At 71.3% G+C, this 22578-nt stretch carries 22 protein-coding genes; 14 read left to right on the forward strand and 8 right to left on the reverse strand.

Annotated elements, in window-relative coordinates:
• Positions 1–78 precede the first annotated feature (78 nt).
• Complete coding sequence (locus AB0C38_RS15705; RefSeq protein WP_360672751.1) at positions 79–1296, forward strand: amidohydrolase family protein; 1218 nt, start codon at positions 79–81, stop codon at positions 1294–1296.
• Between the two features lie 42 nt (positions 1297–1338).
• Here the strand turns inward: AB0C38_RS15705 and AB0C38_RS15710 are convergent, their stop codons facing one another.
• The 3 genes from AB0C38_RS15710 to AB0C38_RS15720 all read right to left on the reverse strand — a co-directional run bounded on the left by AB0C38_RS15710 (position 1339) and on the right by AB0C38_RS15720 (position 3208).
• A complete protein-coding gene (locus tag AB0C38_RS15710) occupies positions 1339–2091 on the reverse strand; it encodes a D-Ala-D-Ala carboxypeptidase family metallohydrolase (RefSeq protein ID WP_360672754.1) in 753 nt (250 codons plus the stop codon).
• Between the two features lie 313 nt (positions 2092–2404).
• Positions 2405–2743 (reverse strand): hypothetical protein, encoded by a 339-nt coding sequence (locus AB0C38_RS15715; protein WP_360672757.1) that lies wholly within the window; start codon positions 2741–2743, stop codon positions 2405–2407.
• Positions 2744–2776: 33 nt separating this feature from the next.
• Positions 2777–3208 carry a MarR family transcriptional regulator gene (locus AB0C38_RS15720; protein ID WP_360672760.1) on the reverse strand — a complete coding sequence of 144 codons (432 nt, stop codon included), beginning with the start codon at positions 3206–3208 and terminating at the stop codon, positions 2777–2779.
• A gap of 46 nt (positions 3209–3254) precedes the next feature.
• On the opposite strand from AB0C38_RS15720, the gene AB0C38_RS15725 reads away from it, so the two are divergent.
• Positions 3255–3950, forward strand: a complete 696-nt coding sequence (locus AB0C38_RS15725) for a class I SAM-dependent methyltransferase (RefSeq protein WP_360672763.1) — start codon at positions 3255–3257, stop codon at positions 3948–3950.
• Between the two features lie 368 nt (positions 3951–4318).
• Here AB0C38_RS15725 and AB0C38_RS15730 read toward each other — a convergent pair whose 3' ends face one another.
• Positions 4319–6403, reverse strand: a complete 2085-nt coding sequence (locus AB0C38_RS15730) for a glycine/betaine/sarcosine/D-proline family reductase selenoprotein B (RefSeq protein ID WP_360672766.1) — start codon at positions 6401–6403, stop codon at positions 4319–4321.
• A gap of 73 nt (positions 6404–6476) precedes the next feature.
• On the opposite strand from AB0C38_RS15730, the gene AB0C38_RS15735 reads away from it, so the two are divergent.
• A complete protein-coding gene (locus AB0C38_RS15735) occupies positions 6477–7055 on the forward strand; it encodes a CGNR zinc finger domain-containing protein (RefSeq protein ID WP_360672769.1) in 579 nt (192 codons plus the stop codon).
• Positions 7056–7092: 37 nt separating this feature from the next.
• On the opposite strand, the gene AB0C38_RS15740 is transcribed toward AB0C38_RS15735, so the two are convergent.
• From AB0C38_RS15740 to AB0C38_RS15755, 4 genes are all read right to left on the reverse strand, one after another.
• On the reverse strand, positions 7093–8343 hold the full coding sequence (locus AB0C38_RS15740) for an alpha/beta fold hydrolase (protein WP_360672772.1): 1251 nt from the start codon (positions 8341–8343) through the stop codon (positions 7093–7095).
• 88 nt (positions 8344–8431) lie between these two features.
• Entirely contained in the window at positions 8432–9295 is an 864-nt protein-coding gene (locus AB0C38_RS15745; protein ID WP_360672775.1) for an RNA polymerase sigma-70 factor, read from the reverse strand.
• 116 nt (positions 9296–9411) lie between these two features.
• Positions 9412–9843, reverse strand: coding sequence for a nitroreductase family deazaflavin-dependent oxidoreductase (locus tag AB0C38_RS15750; protein WP_360672778.1), 432 nt, complete (start codon positions 9841–9843; stop codon positions 9412–9414).
• Positions 9844–9922: 79 nt separating this feature from the next.
• Positions 9923–10951 (reverse strand): aldo/keto reductase, encoded by a 1029-nt coding sequence (locus tag AB0C38_RS15755; RefSeq protein ID WP_360672781.1) that lies wholly within the window; start codon positions 10949–10951, stop codon positions 9923–9925.
• Positions 10952–11097: 146 nt separating this feature from the next.
• Here AB0C38_RS15755 and AB0C38_RS15760 point away from each other — a divergent pair, with 146 nt between their 5' ends.
• The 11 genes from AB0C38_RS15760 to AB0C38_RS15810 all read left to right on the forward strand — a co-directional run bounded on the left by AB0C38_RS15760 (position 11098) and on the right by AB0C38_RS15810 (position 22528).
• Positions 11098–12015: an AraC family transcriptional regulator gene (locus tag AB0C38_RS15760; protein WP_360672784.1), complete on the forward strand. Its 918-nt coding sequence runs from the start codon at positions 11098–11100 to the stop codon at positions 12013–12015.
• 798 nt (positions 12016–12813) lie between these two features.
• On the forward strand, positions 12814–13383 hold the full coding sequence (locus AB0C38_RS15765) for a helix-turn-helix domain-containing protein (RefSeq protein WP_360672786.1): 570 nt from the start codon (positions 12814–12816) through the stop codon (positions 13381–13383).
• Positions 13384–13669: 286 nt separating this feature from the next.
• Positions 13670–14644 (forward strand): dihydroorotate dehydrogenase, encoded by a 975-nt coding sequence (locus tag AB0C38_RS15770; protein WP_360672789.1) that lies wholly within the window; start codon positions 13670–13672, stop codon positions 14642–14644.
• Positions 14645–14672: 28 nt separating this feature from the next.
• Positions 14673–15926, forward strand: coding sequence for an MFS transporter (locus AB0C38_RS15775; protein WP_360672792.1), 1254 nt, complete (start codon positions 14673–14675; stop codon positions 15924–15926).
• 14 nt (positions 15927–15940) lie between these two features.
• Complete coding sequence (locus tag AB0C38_RS15780; RefSeq protein ID WP_360672795.1) at positions 15941–16729, forward strand: IclR family transcriptional regulator; 789 nt, start codon at positions 15941–15943, stop codon at positions 16727–16729.
• Positions 16726–17190: a hypothetical protein gene (locus AB0C38_RS15785; RefSeq protein ID WP_360672797.1), complete on the forward strand. Its 465-nt coding sequence runs from the start codon at positions 16726–16728 to the stop codon at positions 17188–17190. Before AB0C38_RS15780 ends, AB0C38_RS15785 begins: the two co-directional genes overlap by 4 nt.
• Positions 17187–17669 (forward strand): hypothetical protein, encoded by a 483-nt coding sequence (locus tag AB0C38_RS15790; protein WP_360672800.1) that lies wholly within the window; start codon positions 17187–17189, stop codon positions 17667–17669. The genes AB0C38_RS15785 and AB0C38_RS15790 overlap by 4 nt, the downstream gene beginning before the upstream one ends.
• Positions 17666–18961 carry a Zn-dependent hydrolase gene (locus tag AB0C38_RS15795; protein ID WP_360672803.1) on the forward strand — a complete coding sequence of 432 codons (1296 nt, stop codon included), beginning with the start codon at positions 17666–17668 and terminating at the stop codon, positions 18959–18961. Before AB0C38_RS15790 ends, AB0C38_RS15795 begins: the two co-directional genes overlap by 4 nt.
• Positions 18958–19809, forward strand: a complete 852-nt coding sequence (locus AB0C38_RS15800) for a dihydroorotate oxidase electron transfer subunit (RefSeq protein WP_360672806.1) — start codon at positions 18958–18960, stop codon at positions 19807–19809. Before AB0C38_RS15795 ends, AB0C38_RS15800 begins: the two co-directional genes overlap by 4 nt.
• Complete coding sequence (locus tag AB0C38_RS15805) at positions 19809–21131, forward strand: dihydroorotase (RefSeq protein ID WP_360672809.1); 1323 nt, start codon at positions 19809–19811, stop codon at positions 21129–21131. Before AB0C38_RS15800 ends, AB0C38_RS15805 begins: the two co-directional genes overlap by 1 nt.
• On the forward strand, positions 21128–22528 hold the full coding sequence (locus AB0C38_RS15810) for an aspartate ammonia-lyase (protein WP_360672812.1): 1401 nt from the start codon (positions 21128–21130) through the stop codon (positions 22526–22528). The genes AB0C38_RS15805 and AB0C38_RS15810 overlap by 4 nt, the downstream gene beginning before the upstream one ends.
• Positions 22529–22578: the final 50 nt, after the last annotated feature.

Below are 22578 nucleotides of genomic sequence, written 5' to 3' on the forward strand. Positions count from 1 at the left end.
GTACCTCTCGCATTTGCATACCAGATGTAAAGTGCATAGCATCAGGTATGTAACTGCGAGCGAGAAAGTGAGACAGCCATGGCCAGCACTGCCATCACCGGCGCCCGGATCTTCGACGGGGAGAAGCCCTTGGGGGTGCAGACCGTCGTCCTCGACGGCCGGAAGATCCGCCAGGTCGGCGGCGAAGTACCCGAGGGCGCCGAGGTCGTCGACGGCCGGGGCGCGACCCTGCTGCCCGGGCTGATCGACGCGCACGTCCACTCCGCCCCCGGCTCCCCGGCACTCGCCCTGCGGTTCGGCGTCACCACCGAGCTGGAGATGCAGGGCATGAACACCCGCGAGAACCGCGCGCACATCACCGAGGACGACACGGTGGCCGACATCCGGTCATCCGGCTTCGCCATCACGCCGCCCGGCGGACACCCCAGCGAGCTCATGCCCGAAGGTTTCCGGCCGGCCGGAACCCTGCCGCCGGTCATGCCGCTGATGCCGTTCTCCACCACCCCGGACCAGGCCGCCGCCTACGTCCCCCAGCTCTTGGCGCGCGGCTCGGACTACATCAAGTTCATGATCGACGACGGCAGCGTCGAGGGACACCCGGGGCTGCCGATGCTCGACCAAGCCACGCTGAACGCGGGGGTCGCCGAAGCCAAGAAGTACGGCGCGCTCACCGTCGCTCACACGCTGACCCTCGATGCGACCCGGATGGCCGCCGAAGCCGGCATCGACGGCGTCGTCCACCTATTCATGGATCGCCCGCACACCACGCAGATCGTGGACCTGATCGCCCAAGCGGACATGTTCGTCGTGCCGTGCGTCTGCCTCGACGCGTCGATGATGGGCATCACCGGCAGCGACCTCGCCGACGACCCCCGGGTCGCCCGCCGCCTCGACGCGAAGTGGGAAGAAACCCTGCGGTCCAGCTACCACCGCTATCCGCAGGGCAAGCTCGAAGACGTCCTGGAGACCGTGCGGGCGCTGGCCGACGCGGGCGTGGACATCCTGGCCGGCACCGACGCCTCCATGGCCGAGACCTTCTTCGGCGGCCTGGCACACGGAGCCAGCCTGCACCAGGAACTGCAGTACCTCGTGGCGGCCGGACTGACACCCGCGCAGGCGCTGCGCGCCGCGACAGCGACCACGGCCCGCCGCTTCGGGCTCGTCGACCGCGGCCGGATCGCCGAGGGACTCCGCGCCGACCTCCTGCTCGTCGACGGCGACCCGACGACGAACATCGGCGACACGCTCGACACCCGCGCGATCTGGCGGCGGGGCACCCGGTTCGAAGAATCGTGATGCGAGGGTGCGTTCGGGCTTCGTCACGTCTCCGTGTTCACGTCAGATTCCGCAGGACGACGCCGACCAGAACCGGCTCGAGCGGTGCGCCACGTGCGTGTGATCGCTGTGACCCGGGTATCCCGGCCCGAGGATCTCGCTGAAGCCGTGGTTGCGGGCCTGCAGCGCCAGTCCGCAGAAGCCCTGCGCCCCCGCCCCGAGGTCGACCGCGTCGCCGTAGAGGTGCCGGCTGGCGGCCGCCCCGCCGACCGCGTTGTTGCAGGCGACGCTGCGGAAACCGCCGTTGACCACGATCGGGCGGTCACCCATGGCATGCCGCATCGCCTGCAACTTCCACATCGACACCAGCGCGTTGGCCTTCGCCGTCGCGGCGGGGACGTTGCCGCCCGACCAATCCGCGTTGCACCGGTTCAGCTCGGCGTAGGTGAAGTTGACCGGCGTGCAGTCGTCGTCCTGCAGCTGGTAGATCTTCGCGAACGTCGCCGGTCCGGCGATGCCGTCCGCGCCGAGACCGTAAGCCTGCTGGAACCGCGTGACCGCCGCCTTGGTCCCCGGGCCGAACTGGCCGTCGAGGGCCAGAACACCGCCGTAGCCCGGGTAGCCGGAGACCCGGATCTGCAGTTGCCGGACGTCATCACCGGACGCCCCTTGCGACAGCGTGCGTCCCCAGGCGTAACAGGCATCAGCGGCAACCTCGGCCGTCACCGGACCCGGGTCGGCGGCCACCGGAGCGGCCACCGCCGAGCCGACTCCGGCCATCAGCGCGAGCATGGTCAGTACACGACGAAAGCGCATGACAGGAACACCTTTCAAGCAGGGAAGGTGAGACCCGTGACCCCGCAGCTGGTCTGCGATTCACTGTCCTGCACGGTAATACGGTCCCCGGCACCACACTGTGGGGCGTTCGCACCACAAGGCCGCCGGCCCGTCTTGTCATCGCTTGGATGATCAAGGTGGCCTGCGCAGCGTCGGCGGCGAGGTCAGCAGAGAACGAACCGGCGAACCGTGGCGACCGCGTAGCCGACGAGTGCGACGGTCATGCCGATTCAGAAGTTCGTCATGGACGAGGCGATCCGGTAGAGCCTGCTCGGCAACGAGTCGGCGACCGTCAGCCGTGTCGCGGTCCTATCGGGAACGATTCGCCGGAGCGCGAAAGGAAGTCGACGACGACGCGGCGGGCGCGCGGCAGCGCCTGGTGGGTTGTGCCGGACTGTACGCCGAGACCTTCGCCCAAGGCGGCCGCATCTGCCTCTGCGGCGTCTTCGCCGTGGATGCGGAGAGCCTGCCCGTTCAGGTGCGGCAGGCGACGGACGCGTTCTTCGCCGATCAGCGGCAATGGGTGGCCGGTGTGCTGGCCGAGGCGGGCATGCCCGCCACCCGGACCGGTGCGGCGGCCGAGGCTTACCTGGCCTCCCTGGAGGGGGCCCTGCTCCTGGCCCGCGCTCACGGGCAGCCGGACGGCGCCGCTGTCCCGGTGGGATCACCGCCGGGACACCACCCGGCCGGCCGCGACGAGGAGCCGCCGGAACTCGCGCCGATCGTGTTCGTCGAGATCGGCCAGAACCCGATTCTCGGCCTCCGCCACCTCGGGGTCGAGGCGCGCCAGCATGGTCACACCCTCGCGCGTCAACGTGGCGGGCAACGACCTCCCGGACGACACGGTGGCGGGTCGCGTCACCAGGCCGCGATCCTGCAGCGCGAGAACCACCTTGTTCATCGCCTGCGGCGACACCTGCGCCTCGCGGGCCAACTGAGCGTTGGACTTCGGCGACTGCGACAGCATCCGCAAGCAGAGGTACTCCGGCGCCACCAGCCCCGAAGGCTCGAGCACGGTGGCAGCCACCTCGGCGCGCAAGGCCGCGGTGACCCGATGCAGCAGGTAGCCGAGTGGCTCGTCCCGGACACTTTCCATGTCAACCATGTTGACATATATCAACCTGGTTGACACTCTGAGGTGCATGACGAGCTCATCCAGCGACGCGTTGTTCGAATCCGCCTATCGTGGCCAGGCACCCGAGATGGGGCAGGGCTTCCGGCCGCCGTGGAGCATCGGCGAACCGCAACCCGAGATCGCCGCGCTCATCGACGCGGGCGCATTCCACGGTGAGGTCCTCGACGCCGGCTGCGGCGAGGGCGCGACGTCGCTCCACCTCGCCGAGCGGGGCTTCACAACCGTCGGCCTGGACCTGTCGCCGACCGCGATCGAGCTCGCACGTTCGGATGCCGCCCAGCGCGGCTTGGTCAACGCCGGCTTCGCGGTCGCCGACATCAGCACGTTCACCGGCTACGACGGCCGTTTCGGCACCATCGTCGACAGCACCTTGTTCCATTCGATGCCGGTCGAGCTGCGCCAGGGATATCAGGAATCGATCGCGCGCGCCGCAGCGCCCGGCGCGTCCTATTTCGTGCTGGTGTTCGACAGCGCGACCGTGCCCTCCGGCAGGGTCAACTCGGTCTCCGCGAAGGAACTGCGAGAGGCGGTGGGCGCGTACTGGACGATCGACGAGATCCGGCCGGCCCGCATCCACGCCAACGTCCCCGAGAACTTCCCGGACTTCCCGGACTTCCCGGGCTTCGCCGGCAGCGATGTCCGCAACGAGGGCAACGGCCGCAAGTCGACACCGGCCTGGCTGCTGTCGGCACACTTGTCCTGACGGTGTCAGGCGTGGTGCTGATGGCGGCGGCGGGCCTGCTGTGGCGGAGGCAAACTCCGCACGGTCAGCAGGCCAGAGCTGGATCAACCAGCGTTCGATGCCCGTTGCGAAGCCGCCTTCACCAAGTTGGGCGGTGTCGCGCTGGTTGCCGACATGGACCCGGGCGTGGCGCGCGCCGGGGCGGGGGATGGGAAGTGTGTGGTCGCCCGGGGCAGCGGTCACGGATCGCAGCCGCACCTCGGTGGCGAGGTCGCAGGCAAGCTCGATCACCTGGTCGTACTCGACGTCGACGGTGTCATCGACAGCGGTGATCAGGCGTGGCATCCCCACTCCCCCAGAGCTATTCACCACTCACAGCACGTCGCACCCTAAGCCATCGACGCTCGACTGCGGTACGTCTCAGGGATCCGTTCGATCGTTCCGGCCTCCCGCGCGTGCACCACCAGGTCCAACGCCGCGGTCAGAATCCGCCGCTGCTGCGCTGTGTCGTGCGGTGCTCCGAGTGCCGCACCCATCGGGGTGTCGGTTGCCGCGATCCTGGGCGCGCCGAGTTGCGCTGCCACCGCCGGCAACGATGCGATGATGACGGTCGGGATTCCCGCCTGCTCGACCAGTCGTTGCAACACCACCGCGGAACGGTGGCAGCTGCCGCAGGCGCCGATCAGCACGACCGCGTCCACACCGGACTCCTGCAACCGCTCGACGAGCTTCGGGCCCGTGCGGGTCTTCACCAGCTCGATCTCCGTTCCGCCGCCCTGCATGGCGAAATGGGCCGGGCTGACCCGGCCGATCACGCCCGCCTCGGCGAGCTCGCGCAGGCGAGCCAGCGGGAACAGGCAGTTGGGGTCGGTGTTGACGTCGCTGTTGTCGTAGCTGCCGGAGGCGAAGGTCAGGTCGTCGTCGATCGCCGCGCCGGGTATCTCGCGCAAGCTGTAGTCGGCGTAGGGGCGAAACGGAGTGTCGCCGACCGTGTGCGCGCCCGCCGAGGACACCAGGGCGACCGTGGCCGTCCGGAGCGATCGTGCCAGGGCCGTGAGCGGGGTCGGCGCCGTGGCGGACACCGGTACCTCACTGCGGATCCCCTCGGTCAGGGTCGGCCGGCCGCTGTTGCCGGCTGCCGCGGCCTCGACGAGCTTCTGGTTCTCGCGCGCGAGACCGGCCTCCCACGAGCGGGGCGAAGGCAGCGTGTCCGCGCCGAACAACAGCGTCTTCAGCATCGCGATCGCCCGGCGCGCGTCGTGGGCGTCGGCGGTGTTCTCGCCGAGGACGTCCGACTCCTGGCCGCTCGTCGCCTTGTTCACTTCGACCAGCGCGTACATGTATTCGTTGCCCGACACCATGCCGCGCGCGGCGGACCAGCACACACCGACAGTGGGCGTGCCGTACTTCGCGATCTCTTCGATCTCGGCGGCGAAGTCGATGTGGTTGTTGCCGAAGCCCTCGGTGGCCACGATCGCGCCGTCCACGCCGGCGGCCGCGACCATCGCGCCGACTCGCCGGGCGACGAAACGCTTGTCCGCTTCCTGCGCGGGGCTGCCCACCACGATGACACCGGTCAGTTTCACCTCGCTGTCCTCGGCGAGCGCGGCCACCAGCGGGTCGCGGTAGTAGTGCAGGGTGGTTTCCTTGCTGGAAGGCCCCACACAGCACAAGGAGTGCAGCGCGCCATCACGGACCTCGTTGACTCGCAGCTGCTGCGGCAGGTTGCCCAGGTCGATCAAGGAGGCGCCACCGCGCACACCGCCGGGCTCGGCGGGGAGCACCAGGTTCTCGTGCATCGCGCCCTGGCCCATGACCAGCTTGACCAGCGCCACGCGCGGACCGGGACCAGCGGGTTCCGCGAGCGTCCGACGCTCGATGCCGGCGTCGGACGGGGCCTCGAGCAAAGCCCGGCGGAGCCGGTCGGCGACGAGGTCCGCGGCGCGGTGAGCCGCTGCCGGTCCGGGTCGCTCCATCCGCTGTCCCGCGGCGATCGTGACCGCGATCCGGATGATCCAGTCGCCGGGATCCGGGGTCCCGGCGGCGGCGTCGGCCATGCGCTCGGACAGCACGCCGGCCGAATTGCCCGCTTCGCCGAGCTGGGTGCCGTCGGCATCGACGCCCGTCACCACCAGAACGACGCCCCCGGCCAGCCGGGTCACGCCTTCGCCGAGGCCACCTTCGACCTTGACGGCCAGTGGCGCGACGTCCAAGACGGTGTCCGTACGCACGTCGCGCCGACCAGGCGCGACGATGTCGACCGCGACCGAGGTCACCAATGGGACGGCGACCCCGGCGGCGAGGTCACGCGCGACGGTCAACGTGCCGTCGCGCCACTCGCTCCGCTCGCCGGGCACCACCGCGCTGACCGGCAGGATCTCCTGCGTCAGCTCAGGTGGCGGCAGGACCTCGCAGTCGCAGTGCACCGGCAGCCGCGTGGGCGCCGCGGCTTGGCCCGTGGTGGTCGAGCTCATCCACACACTCCTAGCGTCAGCAGTAACCTGGTCTTTGGTAATGACGGTAGGTGGCGGCGACGTCAGGAGTCAAGTGAACTTAGGTGCTTACGAAAGTCGCGCGATCCAAACCGGCGTCGACCTGGTCAACGCCGATTCCGGCGACGACCTGCAGGAACCCGCCCGCGCGGCGGAGCTGCTGACCGCCCAGGGCTGGGTCGTGCCGGCGCCGCCATCACCGGCCGACCTCACCCGGCTACGCGCGCTCCGCGACGTCTTGCGGCGAGCGTTCGACGCCGCCGAGGAGCGTGAGGTGGTGGAACTCCTCAACCGGACCCTCGCCGGCCTGCGCGCGCTGCCTCAGCTCACCGATCACGACGGCGGTTGGCACTGGCACTACTCGCCGCCTGCCGCGGGGATCGCCGATCGGGTCGCCGCCACCGTCGCCGCCGCGCTGCTGTCGCTCGTCGCCGACGGTGGCCACGGCCGGATGCGCGCGTGCTCGGCCGACGAGTGCGAGAACGTCTTCGTGGATTTCTCGCGCAACGGAGCGCGCCGCTTCTGCAGTTCGCGCGCGTGCGGCAACCGCACCCACGCCGCGGCGTATCGCGCTCGCCGGCGCTCGACCGAGGATCGGCCCGCACCCGCCGACCAGGAGTCCCCTGTGGACTGAGGAACTCCCGGTCGGCGCAATGGCTCGTGCGGGCCTCTCACCTCACGCAACCACCGTGCACCGGCACGGTTTCACCCGCGAACCGGTCAGCGACCCAGGCGATGATGTCCGGCATGGCGCCGTCGTCGATACCGGTCGACTGGCCGGGGTAGGAATCGTGCGTCAGCCCGGGATACGTCCGGTAGTCGACCCGCGCGCCGGTGCCGCACAGCCGCGCCGCGACGTCGTCGGTGATCGCCTGCGGGATGATGACGTCCGCGGTTCCCTGCAGGAGCAGCAGCGGGCCGCCGATCGGCCGGGTACCGGTGCTGTTGCGGCGCAGGTAGCTCGCGAAGTGCGGCTCCTGCAAGTAGTCCGGACGCACCAGGGCGGTCCCGGTGAGATCCGCGTAGACGGCGCCGAGGACGCCGAGACACCCGGTGCGGGTGACGTCGATCCGGCTCAGCGCCGCCGGGGTGAGCACCCGGTCCAGCCGGATGCGGTGGTCGCTGCCCTGGGCGCCCGCCGCGATGAGGGGCGCGAACCCGCCGAGTCCGGGGGTGTCGACGGCGTTGGCGAGGCTGCGCTCGAGGTCGGCGGCCGGCGAGGTGACCACGGCGCCGAGGTAGCCCGGTTCGGGGGCGCGGAGCTGCTGTTCCGCGAGGCCGAGCACGGCGCCGCCGCCTTGCGAGTGGCCCCAGGCGACCCAGCGGCCGCCCAGGTCGGGACGGGTCTGGTGGGCCGCCCGGAGCGCGGCGACGAGGTCCTCGGCCTCGGCGGTCTTGTTGAGGACCTCCGGGTCGCCGGTGGTGCCGAGCCCGGCGTAGTCGGGTGCGACGACCGCCCAGCCCCGCGCGGTGAACCGCGCCATCTGGTCCCCGTGGTAGAGGTCGCGCATCAGCGACGGCGCGCAGTCGAGGCCCATCCCGCTGGTGCCGTGGGCATCCACGACCACCGGCCAGCCGCCCCGCGGGGCCCGGCCCGGCGGCACCAGCAGCACGCCCGACGCCGCGACGTCCCGGCCCGCGGAAGTGCGGGAGTGGTAGAGGATCCGGGTCGCCCCGACGCTGGCTCCGTCCACTTGGTACTCCGTGGTGAACGCCGCCCGGATCAGGGTTCCCGCGGGCGCCGGGCGGAGCGGGTCCGGCGGGTCGTAGAACGTGCCGCGCGGCAACGTGTTCTGCCGTTGCTGATCCCATTGCCACTGGCACTGCGCGTCGCAGCCGGCGGGGTCGGCCGCGGCGGCGGTGGCGATCGGCGCCGTGCCCAGCGCGAGCAGGGTCGCAGCGAGAAGTGTTCTCAAGCGCATGTGGTTCTCCTGTCCGGTAGCGAGAGGTGGCTACTGGACGGGCGAGCCGGCTCCGGCGTGACCGTCACGCACTGTGACGCGCGTCTCCTCAGGCGGGGCGGACGTGAGCCAGCTTGTCGGGGTTGAGGATCCCGTAGACGGCGTGGATGCGGCCGTCGCGGACGTCGAGGGTGATCAGCTGGTCCTGCCCGTCGAGCCGGCTCCACACCGCGGGTTCGCCGTTGGCTTCGGCCGGGCGGATCTCATCGATCGGGTACCGCGAGAGCAACCCGGCCACGAAGGCCAGCACCTTGTCCCGGCCCTCGATCGGCCGCAGCGCGGCCCGCGTCCGGCCGCCACCGTCGTTGTAGGCGACGACATCCTCGCTCAGCAGCTCCTTGAGCGTGTCGAGGTCGCCGCCGCGCGCCGCGGCGACGAAGCGGTCGAGCAGCTCGCTGTGCTCGGCCGGGGAGGGCCGGAACCGGTCGCGGCCCCGGTCGAGCTGCTTACCCGCGCGGCGGTGCAGCTGCCGGCAGTTGACGACGGTGTCCCCGACGATCCCGGCGATGTCCTCATAGGGCAGCTCGAAGGCTTCTCGCAGGACGAACACGGCTCGCTGCGGCGGAGTCAGCCGCTCCATCAGGTGCAGCGTCGCGTAGGAGAGCGTGTCTCGCAGCTCGGCGGCATCCGAGGGGCCGAACGCGTCCACCGGCACCGGCTCGGGCAGCCACGGCCCGGTGTAGGCCTCCCGCTTGACCCGCGCCGAGCGCAGCTGGTCGAGCGCGAGCCGCGACACGACGGTCACCAGGAAGGCCCGCGGTTCCTCGACCGTCTCCCGGTCCACCCGCTGCCACCGCAGGTACGCCTCCTGCACGACGTCCTCGGCGTCCCACATGCTGCCGAGCATCCGGTAGGCCAAGCCCAGCAGCAACGGCCGGAACCGTTCGAAGTCCGCGTCGACCGGACGACCCATTTCCACCACGCTCCTGAGGACTCTCGCGTGAGAGCCATCATGACTGCCGGTCGGCCAGACCGCGTGACGACGTCCGGCGATGAGGGATGCGACCGTCGGCCGCACCCCTCACGCTGCTACTTCGGGTCGAGCACGAACACCGGGATCTGCCGGTCGGTCTTCGTCTGGTACTCGGCGTACGACGGGTAGGCCGCGACCGAGCGTTCCCACCACTCGGCCCGCTCCGCCCCCTCGACCTCGCGCGCCGTGTAGGTCTTCGTCACGGTCCCGTCCTGCAGCGGGAACTCCGGGTGCGCCTTGATGTTGTAGTACCAGACCGGGTGCTCCGGAGCACCGCCCTTGGACGCCACCACCGCGTAGCTCCCGTCGTGCTCCACCCGCATCACCGGCGTGTAGCGCAGCTTGCCGGACTTCGCGCCGCGCAGCGTCAGCAGCACGATCGGCGAGCCGAGCACCTCGATCCCCTCGGTGGTCCCGGTCTCCAGGATCGTCTTGGTCTGGCCCTGTACCCACTCGGTGGGACTGAATTCTGCGGTTTCGTCGGACATGCCGATGATCAACACTTCGAGCCCGGATTTCATTCCCGCGCACGGTGTCGTGCTGCCCACTTGAAGCCGGCGTGGCGCTTCAGGCGGCCGAGCGCTCTCCGGCCGGCCGGCGGCGCAGGCTCGTGGTCGTGACCGCCGGCGGTGCGTAGGCCACCTCGTTGGGACCGGCATCGGTGCCCGGCGGAGCGATTTCGTCGATCCGGTCGAGGATGTCGTCGCCCAAGGCGACGTCGGCACCCGCGAGCAGGTCGTCGAGCTGGTCCATGGTGCGCGGCCCGATGATCGCCGAGGTGACGCCCGGGTGGGCGATCGCGAAGGCCATCGCGAGGTGGGTCATCGGCACGCCGGCCTGCTCGGCGAGCGGAACGAGTTGTTCCACGACGTCGAGCTTGCGGTCGGCGTCGAAGTGCTGCGGCATCAGGCCGGAGCGGTGGGTGCGGGACCGCTCCCCCTTGCGGAACCGCCCGGTGAGCATGCCCTGCCCCAGCGGGCTCCAGACCAGCGTGCCCATGCCGTACCGCAGGCAGACGGGCAGCACGTCACGTTCGATGCTCCGGTTGATGATCGAGTACGGCGGCTGCTCGGTCCGGAAGCGCTCGTAGCCGCGGCGCTCGGCGACCCACTGCGCCTCGACGAGGTCCGAGCCGAGGAACGACGACGTGCCGATCGCCCGCACCTTGCCGCTGTGGACCAGGTCGGACAGTGCCGACAGTGTCTCTTCGATGTCGGTCGCCGGATCGGGGCGGTGGACCTGGTAGAGGTCGAGGTGATCGGTCTGCAGGCGCCGCAGGGAGTTTTCGACCGCGGTGACCAGCCAGCGCCGTGAGCTTCCTTGGTGGTTCGGGTCCTCGCCCATCGGCAGGTGCGCCTTGCTCGCGAGCACAACGTCGTCGCGACGGCCCTTGAGCGCTTTCCCGACGATCTCCTCGGACTCGCCGAGGGAGTACACGTCGGCGGTGTCGACGAAGTTGATCCCGGCGTCCAACGCTTGGTGGATGATCCGGATCGATGCGTCGTGATCGGGGTTTCCCATGGCGCCGAACATCATGGTGCCCAGGGCGTAGGGACTGACCTTGATCCCGGTCCGGCCCAGCGTGCGGTACTTCATGATTCATCCCTCGGGGTGGTCGGCGATGTTCTTTCCCCTCCAGGAAACCGGCGCCGCGGGGGCCTCGGCCAGCAAGATCGTCGCGAGTGCTTGCACGATCCTGCCGCCGCGGCACCCCGGCGGCCGGGGTTTGCTCTACTGGGGACATGGACGAGTTCCGTGGCCTGCTCGAACGGCACGTGCGGCCGGACGGGGCGACCGCGATCGACGGGGTCCGCATCTGCCGGTCCGATCAGCACGGCGGACCACGGACCTCGATGTCGGGCACGGTGCTCGCCGTCATCGCCACCGGCGGCAAGCGGCTGGCGCTGGGTGAGCGGGTCTTCGACTACCGGGTGGGCCAGTACCTGGTCGCCTCGGTCGACCTGCCCGTGACGGGGCACCTCCTCGACGACGAGCCGGGGCGGTCGTCACTGGGGTTCGGGATGACGCTCGAGCCCGCCGAGATCGCGGAACTGCTGCTGACGGGCGGCCCCGTCACGGCGCCGCCCCCGGCCGGCCCCGGCATCGCGGTCAGCGACGCACCGGCCGAGCTGATGGACGCGATCGTCCGGCTGCTGCGGCTCCTGGACCGCCCCCAGGACCGGATCGCGCTCGCTCCCCTGGTCAAGCGCGAGATCCTGTGGCGCTTGCTCACCGGCGAGCAGGGTGACGCGGTGCGCCAGCTCGGCCTCGCCGACAGCCGGCTGTCCCACGTCCGTCGTGCGGTCCGGTGGATCCGGGAGAACTACCCGCACCCGGTCCGGGTCGACGACCTGGCCCGGCTCGCGGGCATGAGCGTGTCGGCGTTCCACCGGAACTTCCAGGACGTCACGGCGATGACGCCCCTCCGGTTCCAGAAGCAGATCAGGCTGCAGGAAGCGCGTCTGCTGCTGGCGCGGGGCTCGAAGGACATCACCACCGTGGCTTACGAAGTGGGATACCGGAACCTGTCGCAGTTCAGTCGCGAGTACCGGCGCCAGTTCGGCGTGCCACCGAGCCTCGACTCGCTGCAGCGGCACGAAGACGAGCTCCCGGAGCTGGTCCGCGCCTCCGGCTTTCCCGGGCGAGCGCGACGAAGCTGACCAAATGCAGCGCGACGGCCAGCGGTACAGCGGCCAACGGCACCAGCACGAGCGGCAACGTTCCCGCCTGCTCGGCGGACGGTGTCACGTCGAGCACCACCCGCTGGCCGACCCCGGTCAGGAACCCGAGCGTCATCGCCACGACCAGGTCGAGCAGGCCCGTGATGTTGAGCCACAGCACGCGGCCGCTGCGGATCGCGAACGGCGCGGCCAGCCCGACCGCGAGGTCGCCGAGCCCGGCGGGCAGCGCGAACGCGGCGGGCAGCTTGCCGATGATCATCGCGAGCAGGAACACGACGCCGGCGACGCGCAGCACCTGCGGCCACGCCAGCAGGCGCAGCGCACCGGGGGCGGCGAGGATCTCCTGGACGCCGGGCAGCTTGCTCGCGGTGAAGGCGAGGACGATCCCGACCACGAACGCGAGCGGGATCCACGGTTGCTGCTGAGACGGCGGTAGGTGGAACAGCCCGGCCGCGGCCAGTGCCCAGATCACCGTGGTCCACGCGGCCCACCCGGCGCCGGCGACCGCGGCCGTGCGCGCCGCCGATCGTCTCGACCGGTCGATGGTCCGCGCACCGCGGTAGAGCGCCACGCAGGTCACCGCGGGGATGCCCACTGCGGCCAGGAGCGTGAAGAACCAGAGGTAGATCGACATTCGGAGGGCCTCTCTTGTGAACACGGTGTCCGTTGATGAACACTCTGTTCGGCTACCTGGCCGCGGTTCAACAACCAAAACCGAGCTGGTGTGCGCTACCGGACAGTCGCCGCGAACTGTCCGGGAACGGTCGAAGGAGGGGCATGGCCGAGCAGGATCGCCGGGTGCGCAGGACGCGTCGCCTGCTCCGCGACGCGTTGTTCGAGCTCATCTTCGAGAAGGGCTACGACCGAGTCACCGTGCAGGACGTGCTGGATCGTGCCGACGTCGGCCGGTCGACCTTCTACACGCACTACCGGGACAAGGAAGCGTTGCTGCTCGCCGCGTTCGACGAGTTGAGTGAAGACTTGCGGGACGAGTTCGGCGCCTCCGCGCCGGGTGCCGATCCCGCGGCGCCCGCCGAGGCCGTGTTCCGGTTCGCCTACGGCCGCCAGCCCGCGTTCCGGGCGTTGTGCGGCAAGCGGGGCGGCGAGGTCGTCCAGCGCCACCTGCGCCGGCTGCTCGCCGAGCTGCTCACGGCACACCTGCGGCCGGACGCGGCGGACCCGCCCGTTCCGGCCGGCCTGGTTGCCGAGTTCTGCACGAGCGCGACGCTCGGCCTGCTGGGCTGGGCCATCGACAACGACTTCCCGCACGACGCCGGCTGGCTGGCCGGAACCTACCGGCGGCTGGCCGAACCCGGTCTCACGGCGCTGCTGGCCGAACACGCCTGATCAGATCCTCCCTTTACCCCCTCGGGGCCCAGCACAGCCGTTTGCGCACGCACATTTGTGTTCACACCGGACGAGCTGACCACGAAACGGCCTCTGGCCTGGAGAACTTCTCCGCCGCCCTTCCGCGCGCTTTCCACGTCACGGAAACTCGACCGACCACCCCTGCCGCCTGGTGAAACCCCGTCCCCGCACCGGCAGCGCGCAGCACACACACAGCCTTGACACTGCGATTTCCGGCGCTCATTCTCACTTCTCTGTTTCCGTTCCATGGAGGGTGTGATTCCGCATGACGGAGGTGTTGGACCGGCCGGTGAGCGGCGACGACCGCGACCGGATGTTCGCCACCACGCCGGGCCTGGACGTCGACCTGTCCGTTCCGCTGGGTCCACTGACCCTCGCCAACCCGGTGATGCCCGCCTCCGGGTGCTTCGGGCCGGAGCTGGGGCCGCTGCTGCCCGTGCGGGAGCTGGGCGCGGTCGTCACCAAGACGCTGTTCGCCCAGCGCCGGTCCGGCAACCCGTCGCACCGGTTGACCGAGAGCGCGCTCGGCATGCTCAACAGCGTCGGCATTCCCAGCCCGGGCACGAGCCGGTTCGTCCACGACGTCCTGCCGCGCTACCGCGAGTTCGGCGTGCCCGTGATCGCTAGCGTCGGCGGGCTCAGCGTGGCCGAATACTGGCAGGTGACCGAGGAGCTGGCCGGTGTGGACTGTGCGGCGCTCGAGGTCAACGTCTCGTGCCCCAACCTCGAACACGGCGGCCTCTCCATCGGCGCCGACCCGGCCGCGGTGGAGGACGTCGTGGCCGGGGTCGCCGCCCGGACGCCGCTGCCCCTGATCGTGAAGCTCACCCCCGGCGTCACCGACATCGGCGAGATCGCCCGCGCCGCCGAGCGGGCGGGCGCCACCGCGGTGACCGTGAGCAACACCTTCCCGGCCATGGCCGTCGACGTGACAACCCGGCGGGCGGTGCTCGGCAACGGCACCGGCGGGCTGTCCGGTCCCGCGGTGAAACCCCTGGCCCTGCGCCTGGTCTGGCAGGCCGCCGCCGCCGTCGACATCCCGGTGATCGGCTGCGGTGGCATCAGCTCCGCCCGCGACGTCGTCGAGTTCCTCATCGCGGGCGCGACCGCCGTGCAGGTCGGCACCGCGACCTTCACCCGTCCCTACGCGATGGCCGAGATCGTGCGCGATCTCCCCGGCCAGTGCGCCGGCCTCGGTGTCGGCGCCGTCCACGAACTCATCGCCACGCTGCGCGCCTGATCCGTCCCCACTCACTGAGGAGTGCCCCATGTCCGACGACGCGATGGCCGGCCGCACCGCGGCCCCACCGGATTCAGCGTCCACCACCGTCTCCCGCTACGCCCGGAAAGCAGTGTTCGCATCCTCCCTCGGCTACGCGATGGACGGGTTCGACCTGCTGATCCTCGGCTTCGCGCTGTCCGCCATCTCCGGCGACCTCGGGCTCGGCACCGCCGAAGCCGGCTCGCTCGCGACCATCACGCTCATCGGCGCCGTGGTGGGCGGCATCGCGTTCGGCATCCTCTCCGACCGCGTCGGGCGGGTCCGGGTGCTGACCTACTCGGTGATCTTCTTCGCCGTGTTCACCGGGCTCACCGCGGTGGCCACCGACTACTGGCAGATCGCGGTCTTCCGGTTCCTCGCCGGAGTGGGTATCGGCGGGGAGTTCGGCATCGGCATGACGCTCGCGGCCGAAGCCTGGCCTGCGAAGAAGCGCGCACGAGCGACATCGCTGGTGGGCCTGGGCTGGCAGGCCGGCGTGCTGCTCGCGGCGCTCGTCTCGGCACCGGTGCTCACCGCCTGGGGCTGGCGCGGTCTGTTCCTGATCGGCGCGTTCCCCGCCGTCGTGGCCATCGTGTTCCGCTCCCGGCTGCACGAGCCGGAGCAGTTCACCCGGCATCGCGACAGCCAGGTGGGCAAACCGAAGGTGCCGCTCAAGCTGCTCGTCAAAGACGCCCGCACGACCCGGACGACGATCGGCGTCCTCGTCCTCACCTCGGTGCAGAACTTCGGCTACTTCGGCATCATGATCTGGCTGCCCACCTACCTGTCCACCCAGTTCGGGTACAGCCTCACCAAATCGGGGCTGTGGACCGCCGTCACGGTGATCGGCATGGGCGTGGGGATCCTCGCGTTCGGCGAGCTCGCGGACCGGCTCGGCCGGCGCAAGGCCTTCTGGACCTTCCAGGCCGGCGCAGCCGTCTCGGTGCTGGCGTACAGCCAGCTGTCGGCGCCGTGGGCACTGATGGTGGGCGGCGCGATCATGGGCGCGTTCGCCAACGGCATGATCGGCGGCTACGGCGCGCTGATGGCCGAGCTCTACCCCACCGCGATCCGGTCCACCGCGCAGAACGTGCTGTTCAACCTCGGCCGCGCGGTCGGCGGGTTCGCGCCGATCGTGGTCGCCCTGGTCGCCGGGAGCTACGGCTTCGGCTTCGCCATCGGCGTGCTGTCGGTGATCTACCTGTTCGACATGGTCGCGATGATCTTCATCCCCGAGCGCCGCGCCGAACAGCTCGCCTGAACCCGAGGAGAACCATGCAGGTCGTCATCCGCGCCTTGTCCGTGCTGCGCGCACTTTCGACGAAGGGCAAGGGCGCCACGCTGCAGGAGCTGCACGAGGAGCTCGACATCCCCATCGGCAGCGCGCACCGCATGCTCACCACGCTGATGGACGAGAACTTCGTCACCCGCTCCCCCACCAACAAGCGGTACTTCCTGGGCCCGGCCGCGCGCCAGCTCGGCGAACCGGCGCCCCACCGGACCGCACTGCTGATCAGCCCGCACCAGGCGGTGGCCGACGCCGCGGAGGCCAGCGGCGAGACCGTGTTCCTCACCGAGCTCATCGGCACCCACGCGGTGTGCGTCGCGCTGGTGGAGGGCCGCCACCCGCTGCGGCTGTTCGTGCGCATCGGCCAGGAGATGCCGCTGCACGCCGCCGCGTCGAGCCGGTCGCTGCTGGCTTACCTGCCCGAACCCGCGGCGCGACGGGTGCTCGAGACGCAGCCGCTCGACGCGTTCACCCCGGACACCCCGACCACAGTGGACGAACTCGTCGAGCACCTGGCGGTGGTGCGGGCCCGGGGGTACGACATCTGCGACGACGAGCTCGACCGCGGCGTGTGGGCCGTCGCCGCGCCGGTGTTCACCTCGACCGGGGCGGTGGCGGCGAGCGTCACGCTCGCCGCGGCCGGCAGCCGGATGCGCGAAGGCGGGGTCCGCGCCGCCGCAACACGATCAGTGCTCACCGCCGCGCGTGAGCTGTCCGCCGAACTCGGCTTCGCCGGCGTCGAGCCGGCCGCGCACGCTGCCGGGGGTGCCCGATGAGCAGCTCCCGAGCCACCGGTTTCCCGGACGTGGTCATCGGCACCACGCGGCGCCGCGACGAGCTGAGCGCGGACCTCGACGCCGTCGGCGCCACCGCGTTCACCGGCCGGACCTCGATCCTCCGCCGCGCCGCGGCGCTGCTCGCGGAAGAGCTGCCCACCGCGGTCGACCGCTTGGTCACCACCGGCGACGCGGACGCGGTCGCCCTCACCACGGCCGTCGCCCTGCACACCGGGCTGCCCTTCGCCGTCGTCGCGGGGAAGCGGCCCGCTCGAGGTGACCTGCAGCGCGGCGACCGCGTCGCCGTGCTCGTGCCGATCGCCGACGAAGAGCTGACCACCGCGCTGGCGGAGCACGTACGCGCGGCCGGCGCCGAGCCGGTCGCCACGCTCAGCGTGCTCGCACCGGACGGCGCATTCGCCCTCTTCCCTTCTCGATCCACCTCGGAGAACACGCCATGACGATTTCCTCGCCGGACGTGGCGGCGGCCGTGCGCAAGCTCGGCGTCAGCCCCGACACCTACGGTCCCAGCCTCGACACCCACACCGACCCGGCCGCCGCCGAAGTCGTCGGCACCGCGCTGGCCGGCCTGCTCGCCGCGCACCCGGCCGACCAGGTCGTGACGTGGCACGGCGCCGACGACGCCGTGCTCGCCCACGTGGTGGCCCGTCGATTGGGCGCGGCGGTGTCCCGCGCGTCGGAGCTCGAAGGCGTAGTCGGCTTCTACCCGGTAGTCCCGGCCGGAGCCCGTGTCGTGCTGCTCGGCACGGCGTGGCAGCCCGCGCGGCTGCGCACGCTGCTCAACCTCGCCGCGACCGAGCACATCGACGTCGTCGCCGTGGCCGCGGTGCTCGCCACGCCCGCGCTCGACGAGGTGAGCCAAGCGCCGGTCGTGGCGCTCGTGTCCGGCGACGACGGCTTGCCGGGCGGTGCACGATGACGTCGTCGACCGTGGAGGTTCGCCTGACGGCGGACCAAGACCGGCTCGGCCGGTGGCTCGACACGTTCGCCGCCCTGTCCGAACCGGACTCCGGCCCCGGCGTGACCCGGCTCGCGCACACGCCGCTCGAAAGGCGCGCCCACGCGCTGTTCATCGAGCACATGAGCGGTCTCGGGCTCGACGTGCACACCGACGCCGTGGGCAACACGATCGCCGAACTCTCCGGCACCGCACCGGATTCGCCCGCTCTCGGCACCGGTTCGCACCTCGACAGCGTGCCGAACGCCGGCGCCTTCGACGGCATCGCCGGAGTGGTCGCGGCCATGGAGACCGCGCAGCTGTACACCGAGCACGACGTACGGCCGGCGCATCCGGTGCGGTTCGTCGCCTTCGCCGCGGAGGAGGGCGCGCGCTTCGGTCAGGCCTGCACCGGCAGCCGCGTCGCCGCCGGGCTCACCACCGCACCCGACCTGGAAACCAAGTTCGACGCCGACGGCGTGAGCCTCGCCGAGGCGATGCGCTCCGTCGGGCTCAAACCCGCCGAAGCGGCCGGCGCGCGCTGGAGCACCGCCGGCTGGGCGGCGTTCCTCGAACTGCACATCGAACAGGGCAGCGTGCTCGAGTCGACCGGCATCCCCCTCGGGGTCGTCGACCTCATCTCCGGCAGCACCCGCTTCCGCCTCGACCTGACCGGCCGCGCGTCGCACACCGGCGGGACCCCGATGCACCAGCGCGCCGACACGCTCGCCGCGGCCGCCGAGATCGTGCTGCTGATCGAAACGATCGCCACCGACAGCCGCCACCACGGCACCCGCGCGACCGTCGGCAAGCTCGACGTTGCGCCCGGTTCGATCACCACCATCGCCGGGAACGCGCGGCTGCACGTGGACGTTCGCGACGTCGACAGCGATCGTCAGCGCCTCACCGCGGCCGAGATCATCGATCGCGCGCACGCCGTCGCCGCCCGGCGCGGCGTCGGTTTCCGTGCCCACCCGCTGGCCGACGCCTCGCCCGTCCTGCTGCCCCGCCGGATCACCGATGTCGTCGCGGCCACCTGCGACGAACTCGGCTTCGCGCACCGCGTGCTGCCGAGCGGCGCGAGCCACGACGCGCAGATGGTCAACCACGTCACCCCCGCCGGAATGATCTTCGTGCCCAGCCGCGCCGGGGTCAGTCACAGCCCCGACGAGTGGACCGACGTCGCCGACATCGCCCGCGGCACCGAAGTGCTGGCCCACAGCCTGATCCGGCTCGACACCACCCTCCCCGTCCCGGGATCGGAGCAGCCATGACCACCACCGAACCACGCGCCGTGCGCGATCACGTGACGCCGCTCGCCACCGGAACGGCCGCCCCGAAGCCGACCTGGCACCACGCGACGGTCTTGGAACACCGTCCCGAAGCCGACCGGTACCAGTACCTGCGGCTGCACGCACCGACCATCGCCCGCACCGCGGCCGCCGGGCAGTTCGTGATGCTGACCGCCGCGCGAGCGGGCGAGCGGGGTCCCGTGCTGCCCCGGCCCATGGCGATCTACCGCCGTGACGCCGAGGAGGGCACGATCGAGGTCGTCTACGGCGTGGTCGGCGACGGGACGCGCAAGCTCGCCACGTTCGCGGCGGGCGACACGATGTTGGTGGTCGGCCCGCTCGGGCAAGGTTTCCACCTGCCGGCCGACACCACTCGCCTGCTGCTGGTCGGCCGGGGCATCGGCACGTGCTCGCTGACCACCGTCGCACAGGATCTCGCGAGCGGCACGGCACTGACCGCCGTGGCCAGCGGCCGCACCCCGGACGCCGTGATCGGCGCTGGCTTCTACCGTGACTGCGGCGCGGAGCGGGTGATCACCGTGACCGACACCGAGGGCACCAGCGGCGTCGAGCACCTGCGCGGGCTTCTGCTCTCCACTTTGGACAGTGCGCCGCCGCAGCAGATCCTCACGTGCGGGTCCGACCGGCTGGCCTGGCTGTGCCGGCAGCTGGCCGACCGCTGGGGCGCCGAAGTGCAGGTGTCCCTCGAAGCCCACATGGCGTGCGGGCTCGGCTACTGCCACGGCTGCGCCACCGGAACGCGGGGTGGCCCCGAGGAATCCCCGCTGATCTGCAAGGACGGGCCCGTGTTCCGGCTCGAGGAGGCGTGATGACTCCGCTCACCCGCGCCCCGCTCGGCACCGCCGTGCTCTCCGGCGTGGCCCCGTTCGGCGGCGAGCCGGTCGATCTGGTGCTGCGCGACGGCCGGATCGCCGAACTGCGTCCCCACGGCAGCGCACCGGAACCGAACCGGTTCGGCGCCGAGGGCCTGGTGCTGCTGCCCGCGTTCGTGGACCTGCACACGCACCTGCGCGAACCCGGCGGCGAGGACGCCGAGACCATCGCCACTGGTACGGCCGCGGCGGCGCACGGCGGCTACTCCGACGTGTTCGCCATGGCCAACTGCACTCCCGTGACCGACTCCCCCGAGCGGGTCCGGCACGTGCTCGGCATCGCCGCGCGCACCGCGTCGTGCCGCGTGCACGCGGTCGGTGCGATCACCGAAGCCCTGGCCGGGAAACAGCTTGCGCCGATCGAAGCGATGGTTGCCGCGGGTGCGCGGATGTTCTCCGACGACGGCCGCTGCGTCGACGACCCCGTGCTCGTGCGCGACGCCCTCGAGGCGAGCGGCCGGGCGGGCACGGTGATCGCCCAGCACGCCCAGTGCGGCCGGCTCGCCGGGAGCGGGCAGATCAACGCCGGCGCCGCCGCCGGGCGCACGGGGCTGCCGCCGTGGCCGTCGACCGGTGAGGAAACCGTCGTCGCCCGTGACCTCGTCCTGGCGGCCGACGCCGGGGCGGCGCTGCACGTCTGCCACGTGTCCACGGCCCGCAGCGTCGCCCTCGTGCGCTGGGCCAAAGAGCAGGGCTGGCCGGTGACCGCCGAGGTCACGCCGCACCACCTGCTGCTCACCGACGGCGAAGCCGCGACCGGGGACACCCGGTACAAGGTCAACCCACCCCTGCGCTCCCCCGCCGATGTCCAGGCGCTGCGAGCCGCGCTGCTCGACGGCACGATCGACGCCGTCGCCACCGACCACGCCCCGCATCCGGCCGCGGCGAAGGCGGCCGACTGGTGCGGGGCGCCGTTCGGCATGACCGGGCTCGAGACCGCGCTCGCCGTGGTCGCCGAGGTGCTGCACGCCGGCCGTGGCGTGGACTGGGCGCTGGTGGCCGACCGCATGGCGCACGCCCCGGCCCGGATCGGCGGCATCACCCGGTTCGCCGGCCGTCCGATCGCCGTCGGCGAGCCCGCCACCTTCACCCTGGTCGACCCGCGGGCGCGCTGGACGGTCGATCCCGCCGACACGGCCGGCCGCTCGCACAACACCCCGTTCGGGGGCCTTTCCTTCCGCCACCGGCCCGTCGCGACCGTCGTCGAGGGCCACGTCACCGCCGACCGCGGCGGACTCTTCTCCAGGAGCGCCCGATGACCACGCCCACCCGCACCGAACGCGACCTGCTCGGCGAACTGACCGTGCCCGCCGAGGCGTACTACGGGGTGCACACCCGCCGCGCCATGGCGAACTTCCCCATCAGCGGCCTGCCGCTGCGGACGCACCCCGAGCTCGTGGTCGCGCTGGCGCGGGTCAAGCAGGCGGCCGCGCTGGCCAACCACGACGTCGGTCTACTGCCCGGCGACAAGACCTCGGCGATCGTCGCGGCGTGCGAGGACATCGTGGCCGGCGAGCTGCACGACCAGTTCACCGTGGACGTGATCCAGGGCGGAGCGGGCACGTCGTCGAACATGAACGTGAACGAAGTCGTCACCAACCGCGCGTTGGAGCACCTCGGCCACGCACGCGGCGACTACGCGCGGCTGCACCCGATCGACGACGTGAACCTCGGCCAGTCCACCAACGACGTCTATCCCACCGCGGTCAAGCTCGCCGTGCACGCGGCCGCGACCGAGCTGCTCGACGCGATGGCCGAGCTGCGGGGCGCCCTGCACGCGAAAGGCCGCGAGTTCGCCGACGTCGTGAAGATCGGGCGCACGCAGCTGCAGGACGCCGTGCCGATGACGCTGGGCCAGGAGTTCACCGCGTTCGCCGTGACCCTCGGCGAGGACGAGCAGCGCCTGGCCGAAGCCCTCACGCTGCTCGACGAGATCAACCTCGGCGGCACCGCGATCGGCACCGGGCTCAACGCCCACCCCGACTACGCGCGCCACGCGTGCGCCCACCTGGCCCGGCTCACCGGCCGGCCGTTGGTCACCGCCACCGACCTGGTGGAAGCGACGGCGGACGTCGGCGTGTTCGTGCAGGTGTCCGGCGTGCTCAAGCGGGTCGCGGTGAAACTTTCCAAGACCTGCAACGACTTGCGGTTGCTGTCGTCGGGGCCGCAGGCCGGGTTCAACGAAATCCGGCTGCCGAAGGCGCAGGCCGGGTCGAGCATCATGCCGGGCAAGGTCAATCCCGTGATCCCGGAGGTCGTGAACCAGATCGCGTTCGAGGTGATCGGCAACGACACCACCGTCACGCTCGCCGCCGAAGCCGGGCAGCTGCAGCTCAACGCGTTCGAGCCGATCATCGCGCACTCCCTGCTCAAGTCGCTCCACCACCTGCGCACCGGTGTCCGCACGCTGGCACGCCGGTGCGTCACGGGCATCACGGCCAACACCGAGTACCTGCGGCGCCAGGTCCACGAGTCCATCGGCCTGGTGACCGCACTGAACCCCGTGATCGGGTACGAAGCGGCCAGCGGGCTCGCGAAAAAGGCCGCGGCGACCGGCCGGTCGATCCACGCCCTCGTCGTCGATGCCGGCCTGCTGACCGCCGAACAGCTCGACATCCTGCTGGCGCCGGGCCTGCGCCCGCTCGCCGACCGGTGACGAACGCCGAGACGGTTCAGCCGGGGCGCGGCGTGCCGCGCAGCCGGACC

The organism is Amycolatopsis sp. NPDC048633 (assembly GCF_040650695.1).
Lineage (GTDB): Bacteria > Actinomycetota > Actinomycetes > Mycobacteriales > Pseudonocardiaceae > Amycolatopsis.